This is a genomic window from Martinezella sp. CNPSo 3959, from assembly GCF_057784355.1.
The window spans coordinates 1,224,904-1,247,925 of the sequence record NZ_JBXSOV010000001.1; the positions used below are offsets into that span (position 1 = coordinate 1,224,904).

General features: G+C 60.1%; 20 protein-coding genes. 8 read left to right on the plus strand and 12 right to left on the minus strand.

The annotated features are described in order from the left end of the window. Positions 1-239: 239 nt before the first annotated feature. From AC13RE_RS06150 to AC13RE_RS06170, 5 genes are all read right to left on the minus strand, one after another. The gene (locus tag AC13RE_RS06150; RefSeq protein WP_488562281.1) at positions 240-2,666 is read right to left on the minus strand and encodes a GcvT family protein; all 2,427 of its coding nucleotides are present in this window, start codon (positions 2,664-2,666) and stop codon (positions 240-242) included. Between the two features lie 218 nt (positions 2,667-2,884). Further along, the gene (locus AC13RE_RS06155; RefSeq protein ID WP_488562282.1) at positions 2,885-3,439 is read right to left on the minus strand and encodes a sarcosine oxidase subunit gamma; all 555 of its coding nucleotides are present in this window, start codon (positions 3,437-3,439) and stop codon (positions 2,885-2,887) included. A gap of 7 nt (positions 3,440-3,446) precedes the next feature. Further along, complete coding sequence (locus tag AC13RE_RS06160) at positions 3,447-6,404, minus strand: sarcosine oxidase subunit alpha family protein (RefSeq protein WP_488562283.1); 2,958 nt, start codon at positions 6,402-6,404, stop codon at positions 3,447-3,449. Then, on the minus strand, positions 6,401-6,676 hold the full coding sequence (locus AC13RE_RS06165) for a sarcosine oxidase subunit delta (RefSeq protein WP_488562284.1): 276 nt from the start codon (positions 6,674-6,676) through the stop codon (positions 6,401-6,403). The genes AC13RE_RS06160 and AC13RE_RS06165 overlap by 4 nt, the downstream gene beginning before the upstream one ends. A 13-nt stretch (positions 6,677-6,689) precedes the next feature. Beyond that, a complete protein-coding gene (locus tag AC13RE_RS06170) occupies positions 6,690-7,940 on the minus strand; it encodes a sarcosine oxidase subunit beta family protein (protein ID WP_488562285.1) in 1,251 nt (416 codons plus the stop codon). A 328-nt stretch (positions 7,941-8,268) separates the two neighbouring features. Between AC13RE_RS06170 and cysQ the strand changes: the two genes are divergently transcribed. The 3 genes from cysQ to AC13RE_RS06185 all read left to right on the plus strand — a co-directional run bounded on the left by cysQ (position 8,269) and on the right by AC13RE_RS06185 (position 10,161). Further along, entirely contained in the window at positions 8,269-9,063 is a 795-nt protein-coding gene (cysQ, locus tag AC13RE_RS06175) for a 3'(2'),5'-bisphosphate nucleotidase CysQ (protein ID WP_488485173.1), read from the plus strand. 301 nt (positions 9,064-9,364) lie between these two features. Beyond that, the gene (gene sciP / locus AC13RE_RS06180) at positions 9,365-9,640 is read left to right on the plus strand and encodes a CtrA inhibitor SciP (protein ID WP_004107124.1); all 276 of its coding nucleotides are present in this window, start codon (positions 9,365-9,367) and stop codon (positions 9,638-9,640) included. Positions 9,641-9,879: 239 nt separating this feature from the next. Continuing rightward, the gene (locus AC13RE_RS06185; protein ID WP_132717355.1) at positions 9,880-10,161 is read left to right on the plus strand and encodes a GNAT family N-acetyltransferase; all 282 of its coding nucleotides are present in this window, start codon (positions 9,880-9,882) and stop codon (positions 10,159-10,161) included. 188 nt (positions 10,162-10,349) lie between these two features. On the opposite strand, the gene AC13RE_RS06190 is transcribed toward AC13RE_RS06185, so the two are convergent. Next, the gene (locus AC13RE_RS06190) at positions 10,350-10,700 is read right to left on the minus strand and encodes a flagellar export protein FliJ (protein WP_488562286.1); all 351 of its coding nucleotides are present in this window, start codon (positions 10,698-10,700) and stop codon (positions 10,350-10,352) included. A gap of 441 nt (positions 10,701-11,141) precedes the next feature. On the opposite strand from AC13RE_RS06190, the gene ctrA reads away from it, so the two are divergent. Beyond that, positions 11,142-11,843 carry a response regulator transcription factor CtrA gene (gene ctrA / locus AC13RE_RS06195; RefSeq protein WP_004116994.1) on the plus strand — a complete coding sequence of 234 codons (702 nt, stop codon included), beginning with the start codon at positions 11,142-11,144 and terminating at the stop codon, positions 11,841-11,843. Positions 11,844-11,978: 135 nt separating this feature from the next. Here the strand turns inward: ctrA and AC13RE_RS06200 are convergent, their stop codons facing one another. Together AC13RE_RS06200 and chpT are read right to left on the minus strand one after the other, a co-directional pair. Then, positions 11,979-12,341 (minus strand): response regulator, encoded by a 363-nt coding sequence (locus AC13RE_RS06200; RefSeq protein WP_015340858.1) that lies wholly within the window; start codon positions 12,339-12,341, stop codon positions 11,979-11,981. Between the two features lie 202 nt (positions 12,342-12,543). Further along, a complete protein-coding gene (gene chpT, locus AC13RE_RS06205; protein ID WP_132717356.1) occupies positions 12,544-13,200 on the minus strand; it encodes a histidine phosphotransferase ChpT in 657 nt (218 codons plus the stop codon). A gap of 300 nt (positions 13,201-13,500) precedes the next feature. Here chpT and AC13RE_RS06210 point away from each other — a divergent pair, with 300 nt between their 5' ends. Together AC13RE_RS06210 and AC13RE_RS06215 are read left to right on the plus strand one after the other, a co-directional pair. After that, the gene (locus AC13RE_RS06210; protein ID WP_112334931.1) at positions 13,501-14,112 is read left to right on the plus strand and encodes a DUF1134 domain-containing protein; all 612 of its coding nucleotides are present in this window, start codon (positions 13,501-13,503) and stop codon (positions 14,110-14,112) included. Between the two features lie 186 nt (positions 14,113-14,298). Then, a complete protein-coding gene (locus AC13RE_RS06215) occupies positions 14,299-15,510 on the plus strand; it encodes a hypothetical protein (protein WP_488562287.1) in 1,212 nt (403 codons plus the stop codon). Positions 15,511-15,529: 19 nt separating this feature from the next. Here AC13RE_RS06215 and AC13RE_RS06220 read toward each other — a convergent pair whose 3' ends face one another. Further along, positions 15,530-16,360, minus strand: a complete 831-nt coding sequence (locus tag AC13RE_RS06220) for a TrmH family RNA methyltransferase (protein ID WP_488562552.1) — start codon at positions 16,358-16,360, stop codon at positions 15,530-15,532. Between the two features lie 10 nt (positions 16,361-16,370). Further along, the gene (locus tag AC13RE_RS06225; protein ID WP_488562288.1) at positions 16,371-16,748 is read right to left on the minus strand and encodes a hypothetical protein; all 378 of its coding nucleotides are present in this window, start codon (positions 16,746-16,748) and stop codon (positions 16,371-16,373) included. Between the two features lie 49 nt (positions 16,749-16,797). On the opposite strand from AC13RE_RS06225, the gene AC13RE_RS06230 reads away from it, so the two are divergent. Both AC13RE_RS06230 and rpoH read left to right on the plus strand, forming a co-directional pair. Further along, positions 16,798-17,823: an RluA family pseudouridine synthase gene (locus AC13RE_RS06230; protein WP_488562289.1), complete on the plus strand. Its 1,026-nt coding sequence runs from the start codon at positions 16,798-16,800 to the stop codon at positions 17,821-17,823. 366 nt (positions 17,824-18,189) lie between these two features. Then, positions 18,190-19,098, plus strand: a complete 909-nt coding sequence (rpoH, locus tag AC13RE_RS06235; RefSeq protein WP_015340865.1) for an RNA polymerase sigma factor RpoH — start codon at positions 18,190-18,192, stop codon at positions 19,096-19,098. 84 nt (positions 19,099-19,182) lie between these two features. On the opposite strand, the gene AC13RE_RS06240 is transcribed toward rpoH, so the two are convergent. Both AC13RE_RS06240 and AC13RE_RS06245 read right to left on the minus strand, forming a co-directional pair. Beyond that, positions 19,183-21,591 carry a hypothetical protein gene (locus AC13RE_RS06240; RefSeq protein ID WP_488562290.1) on the minus strand — a complete coding sequence of 803 codons (2,409 nt, stop codon included), beginning with the start codon at positions 21,589-21,591 and terminating at the stop codon, positions 19,183-19,185. A 61-nt stretch (positions 21,592-21,652) separates the two neighbouring features. Beyond that, a complete protein-coding gene (locus AC13RE_RS06245) occupies positions 21,653-22,948 on the minus strand; it encodes an adenylosuccinate synthase (RefSeq protein ID WP_015340867.1) in 1,296 nt (431 codons plus the stop codon). Between the last annotated feature and the right edge of the window lie 74 nt (positions 22,949-23,022).

The following is a 23,022-nucleotide window of genomic DNA, read 5'->3' on the forward strand; positions in this document are numbered from 1 at the left end:
TGGAGGCCTATGGCCGCGATTCCATACTGGTTTCGAAAGAAATGTGAAGCCAAAAAGGCAAGAAATTGACAAATTCTTTTCAAATCGCGGTGCGCTGATGCGAATTCGACCAAAAATGACACGAAAGCGGCAGTCCGTGGCTCAAAATTAGCCAAAGCCGCCTCCTGTCGCTCCCAAATTGAAAAGCTCTCGTCAGCGGCAGGTCATCGTGATCCACCGCCGCCTTGTGAAGGCGCTCTTCAGGCGCGCATGCGGGCGCCGTCTGCGTCGAACAGCGGTTCGACCTGAAGCCTTGCCGGCAGAAGCTCGCCGAGCAATTCGATCGCCCAGCCCTGCGTCTCGTCGGCAATTTCCTTCGGAACATAGCCGACTGCAACGGAAAGACCGGAAGCGTGCGCATAGCCGCCCGAGGTGACCCAGCCGCAAACCGCGCCCTTGTGATAAATGGGCTCGTCGCCGATGACGTCGGCATCCCTTGCGCTCAGAATGAACGTGCACAGCCGCAAGGTTCCGCCTTCCGCCTTCTCCTTGGCAGCCGCAGCCTTGCCAATGAAATCGGCTTCCTTGGACAGCGCGACGAACCGGTTGAGCCCGGCCTCGAACGGACCATATAGCGGCCGGTATTCGCGCGCCCAACTGCCGTAGGATTTGTCGAGACGCAGTGCATTGAGCGCTCTCAACCCAAAGAGCCGGATGTCGAACTCGGCGCCCTCCTGCATCAGAAGATCGAAAATATAGCGCTGGTATTCCGGCTTCATCCAGATCTCATAGCCGAGGTCGCCCGTATAGGAGACGCGGCCGACGATGGCAGGCGCCATGCCGATATCCATGCGGCGGATCGACATGAAGGGGAAGGCGGCCGTGGAAAGATCCTCATGGGTCAGCTTCTGCAGCAGTTTGCGGGCATTCGGGCCGGCGATCGAAAGGCCGAGAAGCGAAAGACCGAGTGCATTCAGTTCGACCGAACCGTCCTTGGGCAGGAGGCTTTCGAACCAGCGCATGTGATAGGCTTCGGCAATGCCGGAACCGATGAGAAGGAAATCTTCCTCACCGAGCTTGGCAAGCGTGAAATCGCCGATCAGCTTGCCGTCATGCTTCAGCATCGGCGCCAGTGTCATTCGGCCCACGGCCGGAATGCGGCAGGTCAGCAGCGTGTCGAGGAAAGCTTCCGCTCCCGGCCCCTTGACTGAATATTTGGCAAAACCCGACGTTTCCATCAGGCCGACGCTTTCGCGCACCGCCTTGGCTTCCGCGCCAACGACGTCGAAATCGTTGGAACGCCGCCACGAGAATTGATCCACTTCGCCCTGCGGAGCAAACCATAGCGCCTGCTCAAGGCCATAGTAAGCGCCGAAGACGCCCCCGGCTTGCTTCAGCTTGTCGTAGATCGGCGTCGTCAGCAGCGGACGTGCAGCCGGAAGTTCCTCGTTCGGATAGCGGATCGAGAAGCGGCGGGTATAGTTCTCGCGCACCTTGGCATTGGTATAGGCGAGCGTCGCATAGTCGCCGTAGCGGGAGACGTCCATGGCGAAGACGTCGAAGCCCGGATCGCCATAGATCATCCAGTTGGCCAGCGCCAATCCGACGCCGCCGCCCTGGCTGAAGCCGGCCATGACGGCACAGGCCGACCAATAGTTCCTCAACCCACGGACAGGGCCGACAAGCGGGTTGCCGTCGGGCGAGAAAGTAAACGGACCGTTGATGATCTTCTTGATGCCGGCATTGTTGAAGGCCGGGAAGTGGCGGAAGCCGACCTCCAGTTCCGGCGTGATGCGCTCGATATCCTCGGCCAGCAGCTCGTGACCGAAATCCCAAGGGGTCGTTAGCGGCGACCATGGACGGCAGGCCTTTTCATAGGTGCCCATCAACATGCCCTGCCGCTCCTGGCGCAGATAGATCTCGCCATCGAAATCCACGCAGTGCATCAGTTCCTTGCCCGTAGTCTTGTTGAAGTCGATGACCTCAGGCATGTCCTCGGTAATGAGGTACATATGCTCCATGGCGAGCACCGGCAGCTCCAGCCCCACCATACGGCCGACTTCGCGCGCCCAAAGACCGGCGGCGTTGACCACATGCTCGGCGATGATCTCGCCCTGATTGGTGATAACTAGCCAGGAGCCGTCTTCGCGCTGCACCAGCTCTTCCACCTTGGTGTGAAGGTAGATTTCCGCGCCATTCTTCTTGGCGGAGCGGGCATAGGCATGCGTCGTACCATAGGGGTCGAGATGGCCTTCGACGGGATCGTAAAGCGCGCCGACGAACTGATCGGGATCAAGGAGCGGCATCATCTCGTGCGCTTCCTTCGGCGTCAGCAGCGTCGCTTCCAGGCCGTTGTAGCGACCCTTGGCGAGAATGGATTTCAGCCAGTCGAAGCGCTGCGGGGTTGCCGCCAGCATCAGGCCGGAGGTGAGGTGCAGGCCGATATCCTGGCCGGAATATTCCTCGATCTCCTTATAGAGCTCGACCGTATATTTCTGCAGCTTGGCGACGTTCGGATCGCCGTTGATCGTATGCATGCCGCCGGCGGCATGCCAGGTCGATCCGGATGTCAGCTCGGAACGCTCGAGTAGCACCACATCCGTCCAGCCGAATTTCGTCAGGTGATAGAGCACCGAACATCCGACGACACCGCCACCGATGACGACGACCTTGGCATGGCTTTTCATTGGGGATCCCCTGTTTTCGGCACGAAGCCGCGGGGTGTCTTCCCGCGCGACCGACCGTATTTGAGAGGAACCCTAGAGGCTATCCGATAGCCCAAATAGCCCGAACTGCGAAACCGATATGTCTGTTTGCGCCATCGCAATTGTTCGGATCGCGCCATCGGCTATGGGCAGCGCAAGCCGGCTGACACGCCATCCGACATCAGACGATATAAGGATTTTCAATCGGCGAAACCGGCCGTGAGCGCGAACTCCCGTCCCATCTCCATGATCTCTTCGAAGACGCTGCCGGCATAGGAGCGCGGCACGATGATTTCGAAACGATCGGGGCCGGTGCGGGCAACATTGACGCTGACATGGCAGCACAGCATGTTGGCAGACTGCCCCTCGGCAAAGAGCTGCGGATGCAGATCAACGGCCACGCATTTGGCAAGGATGCGACGAACGTTGGGGCCGGAGATGCGAAGCAGCACGCGGCCATCACTCTGCTCGAGGAAGGAGGCGCTAGCCGGATCGAGCGTAAAGAGATCCCGCGCAACGCTATCGGCGCCGAGCGTGTCCGACACAACGAACCATTCCCTCGGCCCGACATTGCGAACCGATACATCCTTCAGCACCTTCAGGCTCGTCAGAACACCATTCTGATCGCCGGCCTTCGCGAGCACGGAGAAGATAGCCGGACGACGCACGACGGCGAGATGGTTCGGATTTGCGGCAGCCTCGAAGCCGGAAATATGATCTTCCAGCACATGCCTGTTCTGAAACGCGACGCTCATCGATCCCTCACCCCAAAAGCTTCTTGTTGTCGGGATCGACGAAGATGGGGCTGCAGACCTCTGCCGCCACTTCGTCACCCCGCAATCCGTCCCAGACGACCACATGCTCGCCGATGCGCTCCCGGCCGGATTTCAGGAAAGCCAGCGCAATGGAATGGCCAAGGACGGGCGAGAAGCAGGCCGAAGAGACGTGCCCCTGGTCGTTCACGGTCGAAGGTCTCGCACCCTCCTTCAAAATATGTGCGCCCGCCTGAATTTCCTTCGTTGTATCCAACGGCTTCAGACCGACGAGCTGGCCGCGGTCGGCGGCAGTCAGACCAAAACGGGTGGACAGCCGCTTGCCGATGAAATCCGGCTTCTGCGTCGACATCATGCGGCCAAGCCCGACATCATCAGGCGTGGTGCGGCCATCGAGCTCGTTATGCGTGACGTGCCCCTTCTCGATACGCAGCACGTTGAGCGCCTCGACGCCATAGGGGCAGATACCATGCGCCTTGCCGGCTTCCATGATGGCATCGGCGACCGCCTCTCCATAGCCGGCCGGCACCGCCAGTTCATAGGCGAGCTCACCCGAGAAGGAAATGCGGAACAGGCGCGCCCTGAGCCCACCCTTCAGCATGACCTCGGCTGCGGCAAGAAACGGGAAAAACGCGTCGGAAATATCGTCCTCGACGATCCGCTCCAGCACCAACCGCGCCTTCGGACCGGCAATCGCCATCTGCGCCCACTGATCGGACGAGGATACGAAGCGAACGTCGAGCTGCGGCCAGAGCGTCTGCGCTGCGAATTCCATATGCGTCATCACCTCGCCGGCCATCGCCGTCGTGGTTGTCATGAAGAAATGATCAGGCGTCAGCCGGCTCGTCGTGCCGTCGTCGAAGACCATGCCGTCTTCGCGCAGCATCAAGCCGTAACGCGCCTTGCCGATCGGCAGTTTCAGAAAGGCGTTGGAATAGAGGCGATTGAGAAACTCCGCCGCATCCTTGCCGAAAATCTCGATCTTGCCGAGCGTCGACACGTCGCAGATCCCGACATTGTTGCGGACGGTCAGAACTTCGCGGTCGACGCTGTCGCGCCAGCCCTTCTCGCCCGGCCGGGCAAACCAGGACGAGCGATACCAGAGGCCGGCTTCGACAAAACTTGCGCCGTTTTTCTTCGCCCATCCATGCAGCGGCGATTCCCGAACCGGCTGCGCATGCTTGTCGCGTGCGGTTCCCGCCAGTGCACCAAAGGATACCGGCGTATAGAACGGTCTGAATGTCGTCGTGCCGACGGCCGCCGGGCTGACGCCGCGCATGCCGGCGATAATGCCAGCGGCGTTGACATTGCCGAGCTTGCCCTGGTCCGTGGCCATGCCGCTCGTCGTATAGCGCTTGGCATGTTCCACATGGCCGAAGCCTTCGCGCAAAGCGAGGCCAAGATCCTTGGTGTGGACATCGTTCTGGAAGTCGACGAATGCCTTGTCCTTCGCGCCCGGCACATGCCAGATCGCCGCGAAAGACGGGGCATATTCGCCCTCCACTTCGGGCAGTTCGGCCCCATGCACCTTGCGGCCGAAGCCTTCAACGATTTTTCGCGCCTTTTCCGCCCCGTCGGCAAGACAGCCGGAAACGCTCTCGATGCCCGCAGCCGAGCCGGCAATCTCCAGCTCGCCGGAGACGATCGGCGCCATGAAGGCCTGATTCTCGTCCGACCAGACTGGCTTGGCGCCTCGCTGGCAGGCAAGATGGATAATCGGCGACCAGCCGCCCGACATGGCCAGCGCATCGCAGGCGATCAACTCATCCAGGCCGCCGCGGTCTGCAATGACGCCGCTGATGCGATATTTGCCTTTGGTCGCGTGGACGCTTGCCGCATGAACCACGCGCACGCCTCGAGGGGCGGCATCGGCCGACGCGGCGCGCGTGTCGAGGATTGCCGAAATCTCGACGCCCACAGCGGCGAGGTCAGCCGCGGTGCGGTAGCCCGAGCCGCCATTGGTAAAGACCGCCACCTTCTGCCCAGCAACCACGCCATAGCGGTTGAGATAGCTGCGCATGGCGCCCGCCATCATCACGCCGGGACGATCGTTACCGCCGAACACCAGCGGCCGCTCTTCGGCGCCGGAGGCGAGGATGGCGCGCTTGGCGGCAATGCGCCACAGACGCTCGGCCGGTAAGTCGCGTGATGGCATCGCCACATGTTTCTGCACCTTCTCGACAGCACCGAAAACATTGTCGTCATACCAGCCGAACACGGTGGTACGCGGCATCAGGGTGACGTTCTCGAAGGTCTGCAGCTCCTCAAGGGTCGCCTGCACGAAAACGTCGGCGGAAGCGCCGCCGATCGTCAGTTTTTCCGACAATAGCGAGCCGCCAAGTCTAAAACCCTCGTCGGCCAATACGATACGCAGGCCGGCGCGGGCAGCGGTCAGAGCCGCCATGAGCCCCGCCGGACCGGAGCCGATCACAAGCAGATCGCAATGCGCCCAGGCCTTCTCGTAACGGTCCGGATCCGCCTGCATGACCGCCTTGCCGAGGCCGGCAGCGCGACGGATGATCGGCTCATAGACCTTCTCCCAGAAGGCAGCCGGCCACATGAAAGTCTTGTAGTAGAAGCCGGCCCCCAGGAAGGGCGAGAGCAAACTGTTGACCGAGCCAAAATCATACTTCAGCGACGGCCAGCGGTTCTGACTCACCGCACTCATGCCCTGATAAAGCTCGGCGACAGTGGCGCGCGTATTCGGCTCTGTACGCCCGTCCTTGCCGATGGTGACGAGCGCGTTCGGCTCGGCCGAACCCGCCGTCAAAATGCCGCGCGGCCGGTGATATTTGAAACTGCGCCCGACCAGCATCTGGTCATTGGCAAGCAGAGCCGCGGCGAGTGTGTCGCCTTCCAGCCCCTTCATTTCCTTGCCATCGAACTGGAAGGAAAGCGGGCGACTGCGATTGACGAGACCACCGGTCGATAGACGATACGCCGTCATCGCACCGCCTCCTTCGCCTTGTCTTCGGCGTCGATAACGGAAAAGACCTCATGGGTGACATTGCTGCGCTCGACGACGAGCCAGCGGCGACATCCGGCACTATGATGCCAATATTCCTCAATCCGGCCGCGCTCGTTGTCGCGGATGAAGACATAGCGATTCCAGTCCTCATCCGGCGCCGTCGGCGCGGGACGGACGACGGAGGCGCCGCGAATGGAGAATTCTTCCTTGGGTCGCACGCCGCAATGCGGGCAGTTGATCAAGCTTGCCATTGGTATTGTGCCCTCAATGCAGGTTCGGCTGCGGACCCTTGCCGCCTTCGTCAATCGCAAAGCCGCGCTCGAAGCGGTCAAGACGCAGAAGGCGGCTGACATCGTGGCTTTCGCCCTTGGCAATCAGATGCGCGAAGCAGAAGCCCGAGGCCGGCGTCGCTTTGAAGCCGCCATAATTCCAGCCGCAGTTCAGATAAAGATTTTCGATGGGCGTGCGATCGATGATCGGCGAACCGTCCATGCTCATATCCATGACGCCGCCCCAGGTACGCAGCACGCGCACGCGCGACAGACCGGGGATAAGCGCCACCCCCTCCTCCATCGTGTGCTCGACGGTCGCAAGATTGCCGCGCTGCGCATAGGAGCTGTAGTAATCGATATCGGCGCCGAAGACCAAACCGCCCTTGTCCGACTGTGAGATATAGAAGTGGCCGGCACCGTAGGTGATGACGTTGTCGATGACAGGCTTCAGCCCCTCAGAAACGAAAGCCTGCAGCACATGCGTTTCGATCGGCAGTTCCAGATCGGCCATATTGCCGAGGATCGACGTATGGCCGGCGGCCGCAAGCGCCAGCTTGTTGCAGCCGATGAAGCCACGATTGGTCTCGACGCCGGTGACGATGCCGTTTTCACGGCGGATACCGATCACCTCGCATTGCTGGATGAGATCGACACCGCGCCTGTCGGCGCCGCGCGCATAACCCCAGGCGACGGCATCGTGCCGCGCCGTGCCGCCGCGCCGCTGCAGGAGACCTCCGAGGATCGGGAAGCGCGCATGGTCGAAGTTGAGGTAAGGCATCATCCGGCGGACCTGCTCGCGGTTGAGCAGTTCCGCATCGACGCCGTGCATGCGCATGGCATTGCCGCGCCGGGCATAGGCATCGCGCTGGCCATCGGAATGGAACAGGTTGACGATACCGCGCTGGGACACCATGGCGTTATAATTGAAGTCCTGCTCCAGCCCTTCCCAGAGCTTCATCGAAAACTCGTAGAAGGGTTCGTTGCCGGGCAGCAGATAGTTGGAACGGATGATCGTCGTGTTGCGGCCGACATTGCCGGAGCCGATGTAGCTCTTTTCCAGCACGGCGACATTGGTAATGCCGAATTCCTTGGCGAGGTAATAGGCCGTTGCCAGCCCATGCCCGCCGCCACCGACGATGATCACGTCATAATGTGGTTTCGGCTCCGGCGTCCGCCACACCGGCTGCCAATGGCGATTGCCTGAAAACGCCTGTTTTAGAAGCTGATAAGCCGAATAACGCATGCATTCATCCCGATACTACCCGGCGGCACATTCGCATATGCAATAAAAACGACAAGACCCGAAAGAGCGAAAAAGCTTCGCAAACAGAACATGTTCTTTTCCGAATGCGCAGTGATGGACGGTGTCTGCTCTGAGAGGAATGCACTGCCAACCCGCGAAAAAGCCTGCATGTGAAACCCGCCACATGGAGCACTGTTGCTAAGCCCTCGCGCAAGCGCTAAGGCAAACAAGTCGGCGCATCGGAAATCTAAACTTCGCAATCGCAACTTCCTATATATAATGTCCGGAGAATTCAGGCGCGGATCGCGCGCGGAAGACGAAGAAGCACATGCTTGCAACATTTGAAAAGGCAGCGCTCGAAGCAGGAAAGGCCATTCTGGAGGTCTATCGTGCCGGCTATGCTGTTGCCTTGAAGCAGGACATGAGCCCCGTCACTCTGGCCGACGAACGCGCCGAAAACATCATCCTCAGGCACCTCGAACGCGATTTTCCCCATATCCCCGCCATTGCCGAGGAGCAGGTTTCAGCCGGCAAGATTCCGGACGTACGCGGCCGCGCCTTCTTTCTGGTGGACCCGCTCGACGGCACCCGGGAATTCATCGAACATCGTGACGAGTTCACCGTCAATATCGCCTATGTCGAGAACGGTATTCCCATCATTGGCATCGTCTACGCACCGGCGCTCGGTGTCGCTTTTACCGGCGAGCCCGGCCGAGCCCGCAAACTGATCGTCGATGAGCAATTTTCCATTGCCGACCGCCTGACCATCGCCGTGCGCGAACCTCCGGCCAAGCTGACCGCGCTCGCCAGCCGCTGCAACAGCAACGCCAAGACCGAAGGCTTCCTCACCGACAATGCGGTTTCCGGCTGCACATCGATCGGTTCGTCGCTAAAATTCTGCCTGCTCGCCGAGGGCAAGGCCGATGTCTATCCGCGCTTCGGCCGGACCATGGAATGGGATACCGCAGCCGGCGATGCCGTGTTGCGGGCAGCCGGCGGCAAGACGGTCACGATCGAGGGCCGCCTTTTGACCTACGGCAAGACTGACCAGAGCGAGGATGCCGATTTCGCCAATCCGCACTTCATCTGCTGGGGCGGACAGAAGCACAGCGTCTCGGCGTAAGTTTATTTTTGCAAGTAAAAACAGTTCTGGGCCTCGCTTCCGAGCCGGAGAACAGTAGAGCGCGTGCCGAGATTTCGGCCCCAAAGCGTAAGTTTTCACTGACGAAAAATCATAGAATGAATGCAATTTCCCCTGAAATAACAGGGGCTTTTGCCCGTTTTGCTCAGGCGCAACATACGCAAATCAGCACTTCGCCACATTGATTAAAATTATTAGCAAAGTCTTACCATGTGCTTAGGCAATTTTTAAATGTGGCAAGCTAGAGTGCCACACGTGGTCTTGAGTGTGTGTAGAGAGTCCAATGACCGAAATGATACGTCCCCGAGTGAAGTATGTCATCGGCCCCGATGGCAGCCCGCTGACGATAGCAGACCTTCCGCCGCCGAATACGCGCCGCTGGGTCATTCGTCGTAAGGCAGAGGTTGTCGCCGCCGTGCGTGGTGGTTTGCTGAGCTTGGAAGAAGCCTGCGAACGTTATACGTTGACCGTCGAAGAGTTCCTCTCCTGGCAGTCGTCCATCAATACCCATGGCCTCGCTGGCCTCCGGACGACCCGCATACAGCAGTATCGCCACTGACAGCAGCGACAGTACCACCTTTATTCTATTTTGTGTTCGGGCCTCTTTTCTGAAAAAGAGGCCCGAATTATTTGTTGAAGTGCCGCCCCTAGCGTCCAGCTGCCTAGCGCTAAGGACTTGCCGGATCCGTATTTCCGACATCGACTTAAACGAAGACGATCCGTTAACAATCTCGAAGGTTGGCAGATGTCGGAGCACATGCAATCCTTATTGCATAAGACGCAACAAGGGAGAAAATCATGGATATCCGCAACGAAAATAATGCATCCGGCGGCCGTTATGTCGCAACCGTCGAAGGCCACGAGGCGGAGATGACCTTTTCCCGCACGTCCCCCAAGCTGATCATTATCGATCACACCGGTGTACCGGACGCGCTGCGTGGCAAGGGGGTGGGCCAGGCGCTATCGCTTCACGCCGTCGAGGAAGCGCGGCGCGGCGGCTGGAAGATCATCCCGCTCTGCCCCTTCTTCAAGGCTCAGGCACAACGCCATGAAGATTGGCGCGACGTCGTCAATCTCTGACGCACGGGCAATAATCCGTCCAATCGGCCGGATTATTGCCGAAAATGCAAAAGCTGCGCATGGCCGGCCCCGTCACGGCCAGTCATGCGCAGCTTTCAGTACCGCCGCTATACCTTTCACACTCCGAAGATGGACCCTGCACCGCAACATCTGGATGCATGATCCGAAGGAGCGACGGAATTGCGATCTCAGGCGCGTGCCCGTGCTGGACCATCCCGCTCTTCGAGAGCTGCAGCCTTGGCATATTCGGCCTGTATTTCCTCAAGCGAATTTTCCAGCGCTTCTTCCTGAACCTGCAGCTCTCGGATCGACACCTGCAGATTGTCCGCACGCTGGCGAGCAGCCTTGGCAAAGGTCGGATAGGCGAAGTGGCTCGGATCGGAAATGCCGGACTTCTTCTCCTCCACGACGATCTGGCTTTCCAGCTCCTTCGTCATGCGGTCAAATTCCGCCATCATCATCTGCAGTTGCTGCAGCTGACGGCGTTTTTCGTTCACCTGAAACTCTTTCAGGCGAACAAGGCTCTCACGTGACTTCATACGCATTACTCCCGTGATGCGAGACCCCGGCTCTCGATATTCCCGTTTGCCGAACCGCTTTGGGACGGCTTGGTTAAAAAAATTTCCAGCGATCTTAATAAAAGCCTACCGCTGGTAACCTTTCGTTTACGGGCATCGTTAATGATAGGCGCAATGATTTAAGGCTCGGTAAATGTCGTGGTCGGAATTCGGCATATCGGCATTGGTGAGTCGGATGAATCACTTGGCGTTGGTTGTTAATGCGATACTTTAGGAGTCGATTTTACTGATTGTCGTTGGAAAACAGTGCAATGGAAAAATTATTTAATAAATTCGATACGACTTGCCAGAGTGAATCAGAATTTGTTAACCATTACATGGCAGCTTCCAAATCAAGCAGTGATTTGATCGGTATCGCGTTAAGGGGCTGACGACCTTTCGGCGGCGGTAAAGGGGACAATTATGCGGGTTCTACTCATTGAAGACGATAGCGCGACAGCGCAGAGCATCGAGCTGATGCTGAAATCCGAAAGTTTCAACGTCTATACCACCGATCTCGGTGAGGAAGGCGTGGATCTCGGAAAGCTCTACGACTACGACATCATTCTTCTCGATCTCAATCTTCCCGATATGTCTGGCTACGAAGTGCTGCGCACGCTGCGCCTCTCGAAGGTCAAGACGCCGATCCTCATCCTCTCCGGTATGGCCGGCATCGAGGACAAGGTTCGCGGCCTCGGCTTCGGCGCCGACGACTACATGACCAAGCCATTCCACAAGGATGAACTGGTCGCCCGCATTCACGCCATCGTCCGCCGCTCCAAGGGCCATGCCCAGTCGGTGATCATGACTGGCGAACTCATCGTCAACCTCGACGCCAAGACCGTCGAAGTCGGCGGCCAGCGCGTGCATCTGACCGGCAAGGAATATCAGATGCTGGAGCTGCTCTCGCTGCGCAAGGGCACGACGCTCACCAAGGAAATGTTCCTCAACCACCTTTATGGCGGCATGGACGAGCCGGAGCTGAAGATCATCGACGTCTTCATCTGCAAGCTCCGCAAGAAGCTCGCAAACGCCGCCGGCGGCGCCAACTACATCGAAACCGTTTGGGGCCGCGGCTATGTGCTGCGCGAGCCCGACAGCAACGATTTCGCCGAAAGCGCCTGAGCCGCCTCCCCGCCTTTACCGCCGACACACAGAAATCCCGCCTCTTCAGGCGGGATTTTTATTGGCTTCAATGGAGCGCAAAATAATAGCCGTCTCGAAGGGCGGCTATCCTTGTCTCGATGTGTCTCGTTGAAATCAGGCGGCGGCGGCGCGATTGCCGAAGATGGCCGTCAGGATCTTGCGATCGAAGGGCTTCAGCAGAAAATCCGTCGCGCCCGCGCGCTTTCCGGCCATCAGCTTGCGAAGATCGGCCTCGATTACGCAGTAATAGATCTTCACGTCCTTGCCATCAGGCATGGCGCGGATGCTTGCGATGAGCTCAAGCGCCCCTTCCATGCCGGCATCGACGATCAGATAGTCAGGCATTTCGGCCTGGCAGCGCATCAGCGCTTCACGCGAATCTCCGGCTTCGCTCACGAGAAAATCCAGCTCGGACAGGATTCGTTTGCCGACCTTGCGTACGACATCCGACGTGTCCGTTATCATGAACCGCTGCATGTGTGAGCTCCCCTGGCACCAGCCGCCATCATCGATGTCGGCTTCAAATTGAAACGATAGGAGCAGCAAGCTAAGGATTCGTTACCGTTACATTATCAATTGCGCGAACAACCTCAAGATTGCACAGAATTTTCGATACACGAAATAATAAACCCGCAGCCGATGACCGACTGCGGGCGAAAACGTCGATGGATCGACCCGCTTATTGCGCGGCTTGAGCAGCCATGGTCGCAACGAAGGTCAGTTCCTCCGGCGTCGCATTGTAGGAAAGTTCCATGCCGCTCTCCTCGGCAAGAAGCACCGTGTAATAGGGCTGGATCGAATGTGCGTCGATCGCCTCCTCCAGCGTGCCTGAGCAGATCTCGGCGAATTTCGGCGGCACGCGCATCAGCCGGCCCTTGACGGCGATCGTGAACTTGGCGTCGAACTCAGGATTTTCGAGTGTCACCTCGATATTGCCGCCGCGCGGAATGGCGCCATAGGCAACCAGGAAGAGATTGAGCAGCAGCTTCACGCGGTTCTTGGCGATGATCGCACGCGGGCCGATCCAGGTGACCTCGGTCTTCTTCTCGGCCGCGGCGAAATCCTTGGCGGCCCGCTCCGCTTCGCCGGTGTCGATCGAGGCGCCGACCGAACCGGACGCACCGAAGGCCAGACGGGCGAATTTGAGGCGGACGGACGCGTTGAGCGCACTGGTGCGGATTAGATCCATCGCGTCGGCGTCGGCACCACCCTCGTCGAGCAGCTCCAGGCCATTGTTGATCGCCCCGACCGGCGAGATCACATCATGGCAGACGCGGCTGCACAGCAGCGCGGCCAGATCCGGTCCGGTCAGAGCGAGATTGGGATTTTTCGACATTCATTGTCTCCTGAATGCTGACAGGGCAAAGCGAATAGGTCCACCTTGCCACGGTAAGGTTGCTCGAGGGTTTCGCAGCCAGTGTACCGCGCGCCATAATGACACCATATTTGGTAAACCGATTGTTAAGACCATCGACGCAAAATGCATTCATCACCATCAGACTTTTTCGCACGCGAATCGTCCGGCGATGGAGGGGTGGAAAGTCTGAGATAAGGGGTGCGCAGTGCTTGGCGCAATTTTTCGAATGCGTCGTGCTTACCTGCCCCGACTACCGACCATGATGAACGGAAGACTTCCATGCGCTATGAAATCCTGAAGAGAATGCCAAGCCCCGGCACCAGAACGCTCGGCCTCGGCCTGATTCTGGCCATTGTCGCATTCGTGAGTTTCGCGTTGCCGGTCCGTCAGGCTGCGGCCGCGCCCACCAATCAGTATTCGGCCCAGGAAATCGTCGATGCCGGCCACTCCTTCTTCGGCTCCACCAGCGGCGGCCTTGCCAAGGTGGTCGAACGTGCCTTCCAGCAATATGGCCTGCCAAACGGCTACATCCTCGGCCAAGAAGGCTCAGGCGCCTTCCTGGCGGGCCTCACCTACGGCGAAGGCCAGTTGAACACGAAAAATGCCGGCGAGCATCCGCTCTACTGGCAGGGACCTTCGCTCGGCTTCGACTATGGCGGCCAGGGCACTCGCGTCATGATGCTGGTCTACGATCTGCCGAGCATCAACAGCGTTTATACGCGCTTCGGCGGCGTCAGCGGCCAGGCCTTCGTGGTTGCCGGCTTTGGCATGACGGTCCTCAAGAACAACAATATCGTGCTCGTTCCGATCCGCACCGGCCTTGGCGCACGCCTCGGCATCAACATGGGTTATCTGAAGGTCACGCCGAACCCGACCTGGAATCCTTTCTGAACCGATCTCTGATACGATCTCCCAAGCAGCGCACGCCTTGGCCCGCTTCAGTTGCGGGCCTTTTCTTTCCGTAAATTCGTCCCCGCGCCGATAAACCATATCCGCGTTAAATGCTTGCCCGCATGGCTAACCCATGATTAATCATTTTACCAAGATCGAACATAACTCCAGGATACTGGCTGCGTCGTGATTCAATTTGCTCTCTTGTTCGGATTGGGCTTTCTGACGGCCGCTCTACTGGTCTTTCTCATAGCGCCGGCAATCCATCGTCGCATCGTCTGGTTCACCGAGAAACGTCTGAAGGCGACCATGCCCTTGAGCCCGCAGGAAGTGCGCGCGCAGAAGGACATGGCACGCGCGCTCTTCGCGGCCGAAAACGCGCGGACAGAACATGCTCTGACGCAGGAACGCGATAAGACCGTTGCGCTGCAGATTCAGAACGGCAAGCTTCAGCAGGAAGCAAGCCGTCTTTCCGCCGCAAGCTCGGAATTACAGACACGCATCGACGATCTGGAAGTGCAGGCAGGCGAACTGCGCTCGCGCCTGCGCCATGAAGAGAGCTATATCAGCCAGCTGAAATCGAGCATCCACGCCGCCGAGCAGGCCAACGCGGAGAAGGAAGCAGATATCGACAGCTTGCGCAAACGGATGACGAAAATGGGTGCCGATGCCGATAATCTCAGGATCGATCTGGCAGCCCGCGAAACCGAAATCGAGAGCCTGAAGCTGCGCATCAACACATTGCGCGACGAGCGCGATACGCTGCGCCAGGATCTGAATGCGGCAAAACTGCGCGCTACGGATGCCGAACAATCGCTGCGTCAGGAAAGCGACAAGAACAAGCGTCTCGAAGAACGACTCAACCGCGAGATCGCCGGCAATGCCGACAAGGAAACCGCGATCGAGCGCCACGCGCAGGACGTCGTCCGCCTCAGGGAGCGATTGGAAGCAGCCATCAAGGAATCGAAGGAAGCCGGCAAGGCGCTGCGTTCCGCCGGCCTCACGCCGCCGAAGAAGACGGCAAAAACACCGAAACTCGCTGCCGCATCGATAGTCGAGAGTAAAGCAGATGAACAGCGTGCCATAACCGAGCCGCCGCAGGCAATGGAACCGGAACGAACAGTGGAAGACGAAATCGCTCAGATGACAGAAGAGGTTCGCAATCGAGCCGCCGCCTTGTCGGACCGCCTGCTGAAAGCCCGCACGCCGGCCCATGACGATGCCATGCGCGAGGAAATCGCCAAGATCGCCGCCAACATGGTCGCCCTGACGGCGCTCAAGGAAGGCGATGGCTCGCCGATCTTCAATCTGCTGCCCAAGGATCGGGAGCCCGCGGAATCCGGCGCCCGCATCAGCCTCGCCGACCGCGTCGCCGCCATACTGCCGAAGCACCCCTGAGCTATGGGGAGCAACCTGCTCAGATGCGCCCGTTCTTCGCGGCCATCTCGAAAAGGGCTATACCACTCGCCGTTGCGACATTGAGGCTATCCAATCCCGGCGCCTGCGGAATCCGCACGCTGCCGAAAGCGGAGAGAATGCTTTCGGGCAAGCCATCCCCTTCCGTGCCGACCACGAGCGCCATGCGCTCCGAAGCCGGGACATCGCGAATATCGACCGCACCTCGCGGCGACAGGCTCCAGATCGCAAAACCGCGCTCGGCAAGCCCCGCAAGCAACTGAACGCTGCCTGATTGCCGCCGATAGGGCACGGTGAGGATCGAGCCGACCGAAACCCGCAAAGCCTTGCGATAGAGCGGATCGCAACAGCTTTCGTCCAGCAGCACGGCAGCGGCGCCGAAGGCGGCGGCATTGCGAAACATCGAGCCCATATTGTCATGATTGGAAATGCCGCAGCCGACGAGCACGAGCGATTGCTTTGGAAGGCGATCGAATAGACCGCTCATCCCATCTTCCGCTGTTCTACGCCCCAGCGCCAGAACACCGCGATGGAGATGGAAGCCGACAATACCGTCGAGTACCTCAGCTTCGGCGACATAGATCGGGACGTCCGATGGGAAGGTGTCGATGATATCGCTCAAGCCAGCTACGCGGTTTTTGAGCAACAGCACTTTCTCAGCGAGGAAATCTCCGGCCGCCGCATGCACGCCGGCGAGAAGCCGCAGCACGACGGTCCCTTCTGCTATGAAGCGGTTCTCTCGACCCGTCAGATCGCGTTCGCGGATATTGCGGAATTCGGCGATACGCGGATCGTCGGGATGCGTAATCTCGATCAGCCGCTCGCCCGTCATCACGAAGCCGTCAGTTCGATAGCGATATGGTCGCCACGATGCGGCCGATACCGTAGTCGAAGACGATGGCCTGGCGCTGGCCGCTGGCAAGCGTGCCGTAGAACAGCACCTGATTGCCCGACAGCGCCGTAGACTGCACCGTAAAGCCCGCCGGCAATAGAGCCGTCACGGCAACCGGGGCATCGGACGGGATGCTGGACGCCGCCTGGCCCGCAGGCTTGGCCGCCGGTTTCATCGTCTTGTAGACAACGGCGCCGAAGACGGCCATAAGGCTCACCACCATGACGGCCGCAGAGACGATCTGCAGGCGGATCATCTTGCGTCGGACTTTCTCCAGGGCCGGATCGAGGGGCTTTTCCTCTTGATCGTCTGGCTCGAGATTCGTCATCGATGCGTCCTTGCTTCCAGTAGAGCGCTTTGTGCGCCGGAGAATATGTTTGAGCGACCCCTTTAAAGAAGCCGCGGACAATAGAAAAGTCCTAACCGCCGATGAAAATGCCGAAGGACGGCTGGATTCCTGGTTGACGGCCGAGATCGGCGAGGAATTTTCCCGCAGCCGCGTGCAGGCGCTGATCAAGGACGGTGCCGTTTTGCTCAATGGCGCCCCGGTGACGGACGCCAAGCGCAAGGTGCGCCCCGGTGACATCTACGAGATCACCCTGCCCGAGCCGGAAGACCCGACACCGCAGGGCGAAGATATCCCGCTCGACGTGCTCTACGAGGATGAGGATGTCATCGTCATCTCCAAGCCCGCCGGGCTGGTTGTTCATCCCGGCGCAGGCAATTGGACCGGAACATTGGTCAACGCGCTGATCCATCATTGCGGCGACAGCCTTTCCGGCATCGGCGGCGTCCGCCGCCCGGGCATCGTTCATAGGCTGGACAAGGATACCACCGGTGTCATGGTCGTCGCCAAGAATGACGTGGCTCACCGGCATCTCTCTTTACAATTTGCCGATCACGGCCGCACGACTTCGCTCGAGCGTGCCTATCAGGCGATCGTCTGGGGACGCCCTCGCCAACTCGTCGGCACCATCGATGCCCCTCTCGGCCGGTCAAGCAGCGACCGCACGCGCCGCGCCGTCAAGCGTCCGGATTCGCAGGATGCCGACGAGGCGATCACGCATTACGAGGTGCTGGAGCGCTTTCACGAGACACCGGATGCCACGGCGCTTGCCTCACTGATCGAGTGCCATCTGGAAACCGGCCGAACGCACCAGATCCGCGTGCATATGGCGCATATCGGCCACCCGCTGCTCGGCGACGCCGTTTACGGTGGTGGCTTCAAGACCAAGGCCAATCTCCTGCCAGAAGCCGCAAAACAGGCCGTCCATCGCTTCACGCGCCAGGCACTGCACGCCTATATGCTGCAATTCGAGCATCCCCGCACCGGCGAGGTCATGCGTTTCGAAGCGCCGCTGCCTGAGGATATGGAAGAGCTGGTCGAGGCGCTCAGGGGATAGGTGCCGAACATCACAATGACTGGACGCCCGCCCCCTTCCGCCCTATAATATCGCGTATGAAGGACCGATGTCCGAGCGCCTGTGCTGACCGAAAACGCGACTGCGTTTGGGAGGTCGACATGGTCATGCCGCGTGGCGCTGGATTGTTCGGGAGGATAATCCCAAGGGCGATGTTCCGGCGAGACCTGCGGTCACGCCGAGATAACACTTGTGTGACCATATCCTTGAATCACCGTTTCGCCGTACTTATCTTTACATTGGTTAAGTGCGGGGTCCCAGGACCCGTACGCCTTGGTCCGCTTCGCAGAAGGCGCTCAAAATACGCCCCCAGAAGGAACCAAATCTCGAATAGGAGGGTGCAAGATCATGGCCCGTAATACCTTACCGTCCATCGCTGCCGGAGAAGCCGGCCTCAATCGTTATCTCGACGAGATCCGCAAGTTCCCGATGCTGGAGCCGCAGGAAGAGTATATGCTCGCCAAGCGCTACGCGGAACATGCCGACCGTCAGGCTGCGCATAAGCTCGTCACCAGCCATCTGCGCCTCGTGGCGAAGATTGCTATGGGCTATCGCGGCTATGGCCTGCCGATTGGCGAAGTCGTGTCTGAAGGCAATGTTGGCCTGATGCAGGCCGTCAAGAAGTTCGACCCGGAACGCGGTTTCCGTTTAGCAACCTATGCCATGTGGTGGATCAAGGCCTCGATCCAGGAGTATATCCTGCGCTCGTGGTCGCTGGTGAAGATGGGCACGACGGCCAACCAGAAACGCCTGTTCTTCAACCTGCGCCGCCTGAAGGGCCGCATCCAGGCCATCGATGACGGCGATTTGAAGCCGGAGCATGTCACTGAGATCGCCACCAAGCTGAACGTCTCGGAGGAAGAGGTCGTTTCGATGAACCGCCGCCTGTCCGGCGACGCTTCGCTGAACGCGCCGATCAAGGCCTCCGAAGGTGATTCCGGCCAGTGGCAGGATTGGCTCGTCGATGATCACGACAGCCAGGAAGACGTGCTGATCGAACAGGACGAGCTCGATACGCGCCGCCGCATGCTGGCGCGCGCCATGGGCGTGCTGAACGACCGTGAACGCCGGATCTTCGAGGCACGCCGCCTCGCCGAGGAACCGGTAACGCTGGAGGACCTGTCGTCCGAGTTCGACATCAGCCGCGAACGCGTGCGCCAGATCGAGGTTCGCGCCTTCGAAAAGGTGCAGGAAGCCGTCCAGAAGGATGCGCTGGAACGTGCCAAGGCCCTGCGCGTCGTCGAAGCAACAGCGTAACGTTTCCTTCACAGAAGATTTTGACCGATAAAAGAAAGGCGGGCCAAAAGCCCGCCTTTTCCATATCCATAGATGTCCGCTGGCTTACTGGCCGCTCGAGGCAACGCCGCCAAGCGCCTGCCACTCCGAAATCGCCTTGTTGAAGGCATCCGTTCCGGTCGGGCCTTTTTCCATGGTCAACAGCGCCCGGCGACCGTTACGATAGACCACCGGAATATCGATCCAGTTGCGGCTCTTCAAAAGGTCGAGATTGGTCTTGCGCGCATCCGGGAAATCGTTGAGCGCCACCATGTAGACATCGTCAGTGACCTTGGCCGGAACCGCGATCAGCGCATCGCCGCGATCCTGCTCGGTCGCCTTCAATGCGACGCGCTGGACGTTGTCGATCGCCCCACCTTCGAAATTCGGCGGCACCTGGAAGGCAAGCTCGATCAGATGGCTGGCCGGCAGCGAGGAATCCGAGTTCCGCGAAACTGTGATCGTCGCTGTCAGGCCGCGATCCGGAACGGTAATGAGACCCTGCACCGAAGGCTCCGGCCGGCCGTCGGCCCCCTTGCCTTCCTGCAGCGACCAGCTGACCGTACCCTGGAAGGCCGTGGGCGACGTCTGGCCGAGGCGCTCCTCATAGAGGAAAACCTTCTGTCCGTCTGTTGCCGGAGCCGTCTGCTGCGTCACGGGCGGCGGCTGGTTGGCGGCTGCCTGCTGCTGGTTGGCGGCAGGCGCCTGCTGATCCGTCGAGGCGGATGGCGTATTCGGTGCAGCGGTTGCGGGCGCCTGGGTCTGTGGAGCAGCCGCGCCGGCATTGTTGGCGGCCGGGTTGCCGGCCGGCGGCGTTGCCATAGCGGCAGGTGCCGCAGAGGCAACATTCTGTTCAGCTACGGACTTGCCTTCAACGACGCCGGGCTGCCCGGTTGGAGCGGGGCCTTTATCCTCTTCGGTACCATTCGCCAGGAGACGCTGCGTGAACTTCGTATTGACCGTATTCGGATCGCTGGCCAATGCTGCGGTATCCGTTTTGCCGGCAGCGGCACCCGGCTGCTGAACGGCGGTATTGGGGTGCTGGGGCGCGGTCGCCGGCTGGGCAGGGGCTGCAGCATTGCCGTTGTTCGGCGTATTGCTGCTGGCCGTATCCGAGGTCGAGGGTGCCGTCGCATTCTTCGGTGCGGAACTGACGAGCTTCGTCACCATATTGTTGAGTGCGTCGCGGTTCAGCCAAGCTGCGTAGCCACCGCCTCCAACAACGGCAAGACCGACGAGCGTGACGATGATACCGGTAACATTGATCCGGCGACGCTTCGGCTCCATGCGGAAGCTGCGGCCCTGCAGCTTCGCCGCCATCGCCTGATCGAGATCGGGCGGAACGGCGGGGCCATCGCCACGGTCGTCTTCAGCGCGTTTGTCGAAGCCGGCAAGCTCCTTGAGTTCGCGCCAGCCGTCATTGGTTGCATCGGCTTCGGACGCCGCTTTCCTGGACGGATGCACATCCGCAAAGAGATCGACGTCATCGAAGGCATTTTCGGGCATTTGCCGAGCTGGCTGCTGCGCGGGCTTGGAAACCGCCGATGCCGGCTGCATTTCCTCGAAAACATCCGCGTCCCAGGTAAAGCCCGTGTTGACGGCGGGTGCCTTGGAATTGACCGGACCTTCGACCGGTTGGCCAAAGGGCGCTTCCGTAAAAGCTGCGGCCGGCATGACCGGGTCGGTATGACGGGCCGTCTCCAGTTCGGGCGCGGTGTGGGAGGCAGGCGCATCCACTTCCGCCCAGATCTGCTCGACCTGGCTTATGACATCGTCAACCGGCTTTGGCGGCACATGCGGCGCGGTTGCTGTAGCGACTGCCGGCGCTTCTTCCACATGGTGCGGCTCCGCATGCTGTTGCGGCTCTTCCCAGTGTCTCTGCGGCTCCTCATGGTAAACCGGCTCAGGGGCCGGTTCCTCGTGAGTCTCGGCATGATGTTCCGCGCCGGCATGCTCGGCAGCCGGAGCAAAAGGCTCGTCTGATGGCTGCGGCTCGCTCCATTCCTCGACGGGCTGGTGTTCCTGCGCATGCCCCTCTTCGACGTGCGCGGCCGGCGCATCATAAGCTGGCTCTTCTTCGACCGGAGCAACAGCGTCCGGCTCCTCATGGGCATGAACCTCGGCCGGTGCCGGCGCAGGCTCTTCCTCATGCGGCTCGGCATGGACTTCCTCAGGCTCATGATGGTCGTGAGCGGGCTCGGAAGCGACTTCTTCATGCGGCGCGGGCGCTTCCGCAACCGGCGGCTCCTCGCTGCCCGGCAAAGCCTCGGCATGTTCGGCCTCGACCTCGACGATGGCTGCCTCAAGCTTATCGAGCTGGCGACGCAGCATTTCCTCGGGCGGGCGCGGCTTCATGCTCTCGAGCTGCCGTTGCACGGCACCACGAGCTCGATCGTAAACCTTGACCCGCATTTCGGGAGTATTGTCCGTCAGGCCGTCAACGGCCCGTCGAATAACTGCTACAAAATCCGCCATCAGTACTTTCTCATGATGCCCGGTGTGCAGCCGGGCCGGGATTCGTCATAGATACGCAACTCTAGCCCTCAAAGGGGTCGGTCACAAGTATGGTGTCCTCGCGCTCCGGACTGGTCGAAAGCAGCGCCACAGGCGCGCCGATCAGCTCTTCCACCTGGCGGACATATTTGATCGCCTGCGCCGGCAGATCAGCCCACTTGCGGGCGCCGACAGTCGATTCCTTCCAGCCCTCGAGCGTGATGTAGACCGGCTCGACGCGGGCCTGCGCTGCCTGGCTTGCCGGCAGATAATCGATTTCCTTGCCGTCCAGCTTGTAACCGACGCAGATCTTCAGCTCGTCCAGACCGTCGAGCACGTCGAGCTTGGTAAGCGCAATGCCGGTAATGCCAGAAGTCTTCACGGTCTGGCGCACCAGTACGGCATCGAACCAACCGCAGCGGCGCGGACGGCCGGTATTAACGCCCACTTCGCGGCCGACGGTCGACAAATGCTTGCCAATCTCGTCATGCAATTCGCAAGGGAAAGGCCCCTCGCCGACGCGGGTCGTATAGGCCTTGGTAATGCCAAGCACATAGCCGAGCGCTGTCGGGCCGAGACCCGAGCCGGCAGCGGCCTGACCGGCGACCGTGTTGGACGAGGTCACGAACGGATAGGTGCCGTGATCATTGTCCAGGAGCGCGCCCTGCGCTCCTTCGAAAAGGATGCGGGCACCAGCCTTGCGCTGCTCGTCGAGCAAGCGCCAGACCTGATCGATATAGGGAAGAATATGCTCAGTAACGGAGCTCAGTTCCTCGTGCAGGGCGTCAAAGGAGATTTCATCGACGCCCATGCCGCGGCGCAGCGCGTTGTGATGCGTCAGCAGCCGGTCGATCTTGGCAGGCAGCGTTTCCGGTTCGGCAAGGTCGATGACGCGAATGGCGCGGCGGCCGACCTTGTCCTCATAGGCCGGGCCAATGCCGCGGCGCGTCGTGCCGATCTTCGTACCGCTATTGGAAGCAGCGTCTTCGCGCATGGCATCGAGATCGCGGTGCAGCGACAGGATCAGCGGCGCGTTTTCGGCAATACGCAGCACGTCGGGGGTAACGGCAACGCCCTGGGCGCGCAGCTTTTCCACTTCGGCGACGAAGTGATGGGGATCGACGACCACGCCGTTGCCGATGACGCTGAGCTTGCCGCGCACGAGCCCGGAGGGCAGTAGCGCAAGCTTGTAGCTGACACCGTCGACAACAAGCGTATGACCGGCATTATGACCGCCCTGAAAGCGTACAATCACATCGGCGCGTTCCGAAAGCCAGTCGACAATCTTGCCCTTGCCTTCGTCACCCCATTGCGAGCCGATCACTACAACATTCGTCATTTATCCAATCCCGCTTCCTGCGCGCGGCGGCGCGCCTTGCTCAAACCCGCGCATCTATAAAGCTTTGTTTTTGG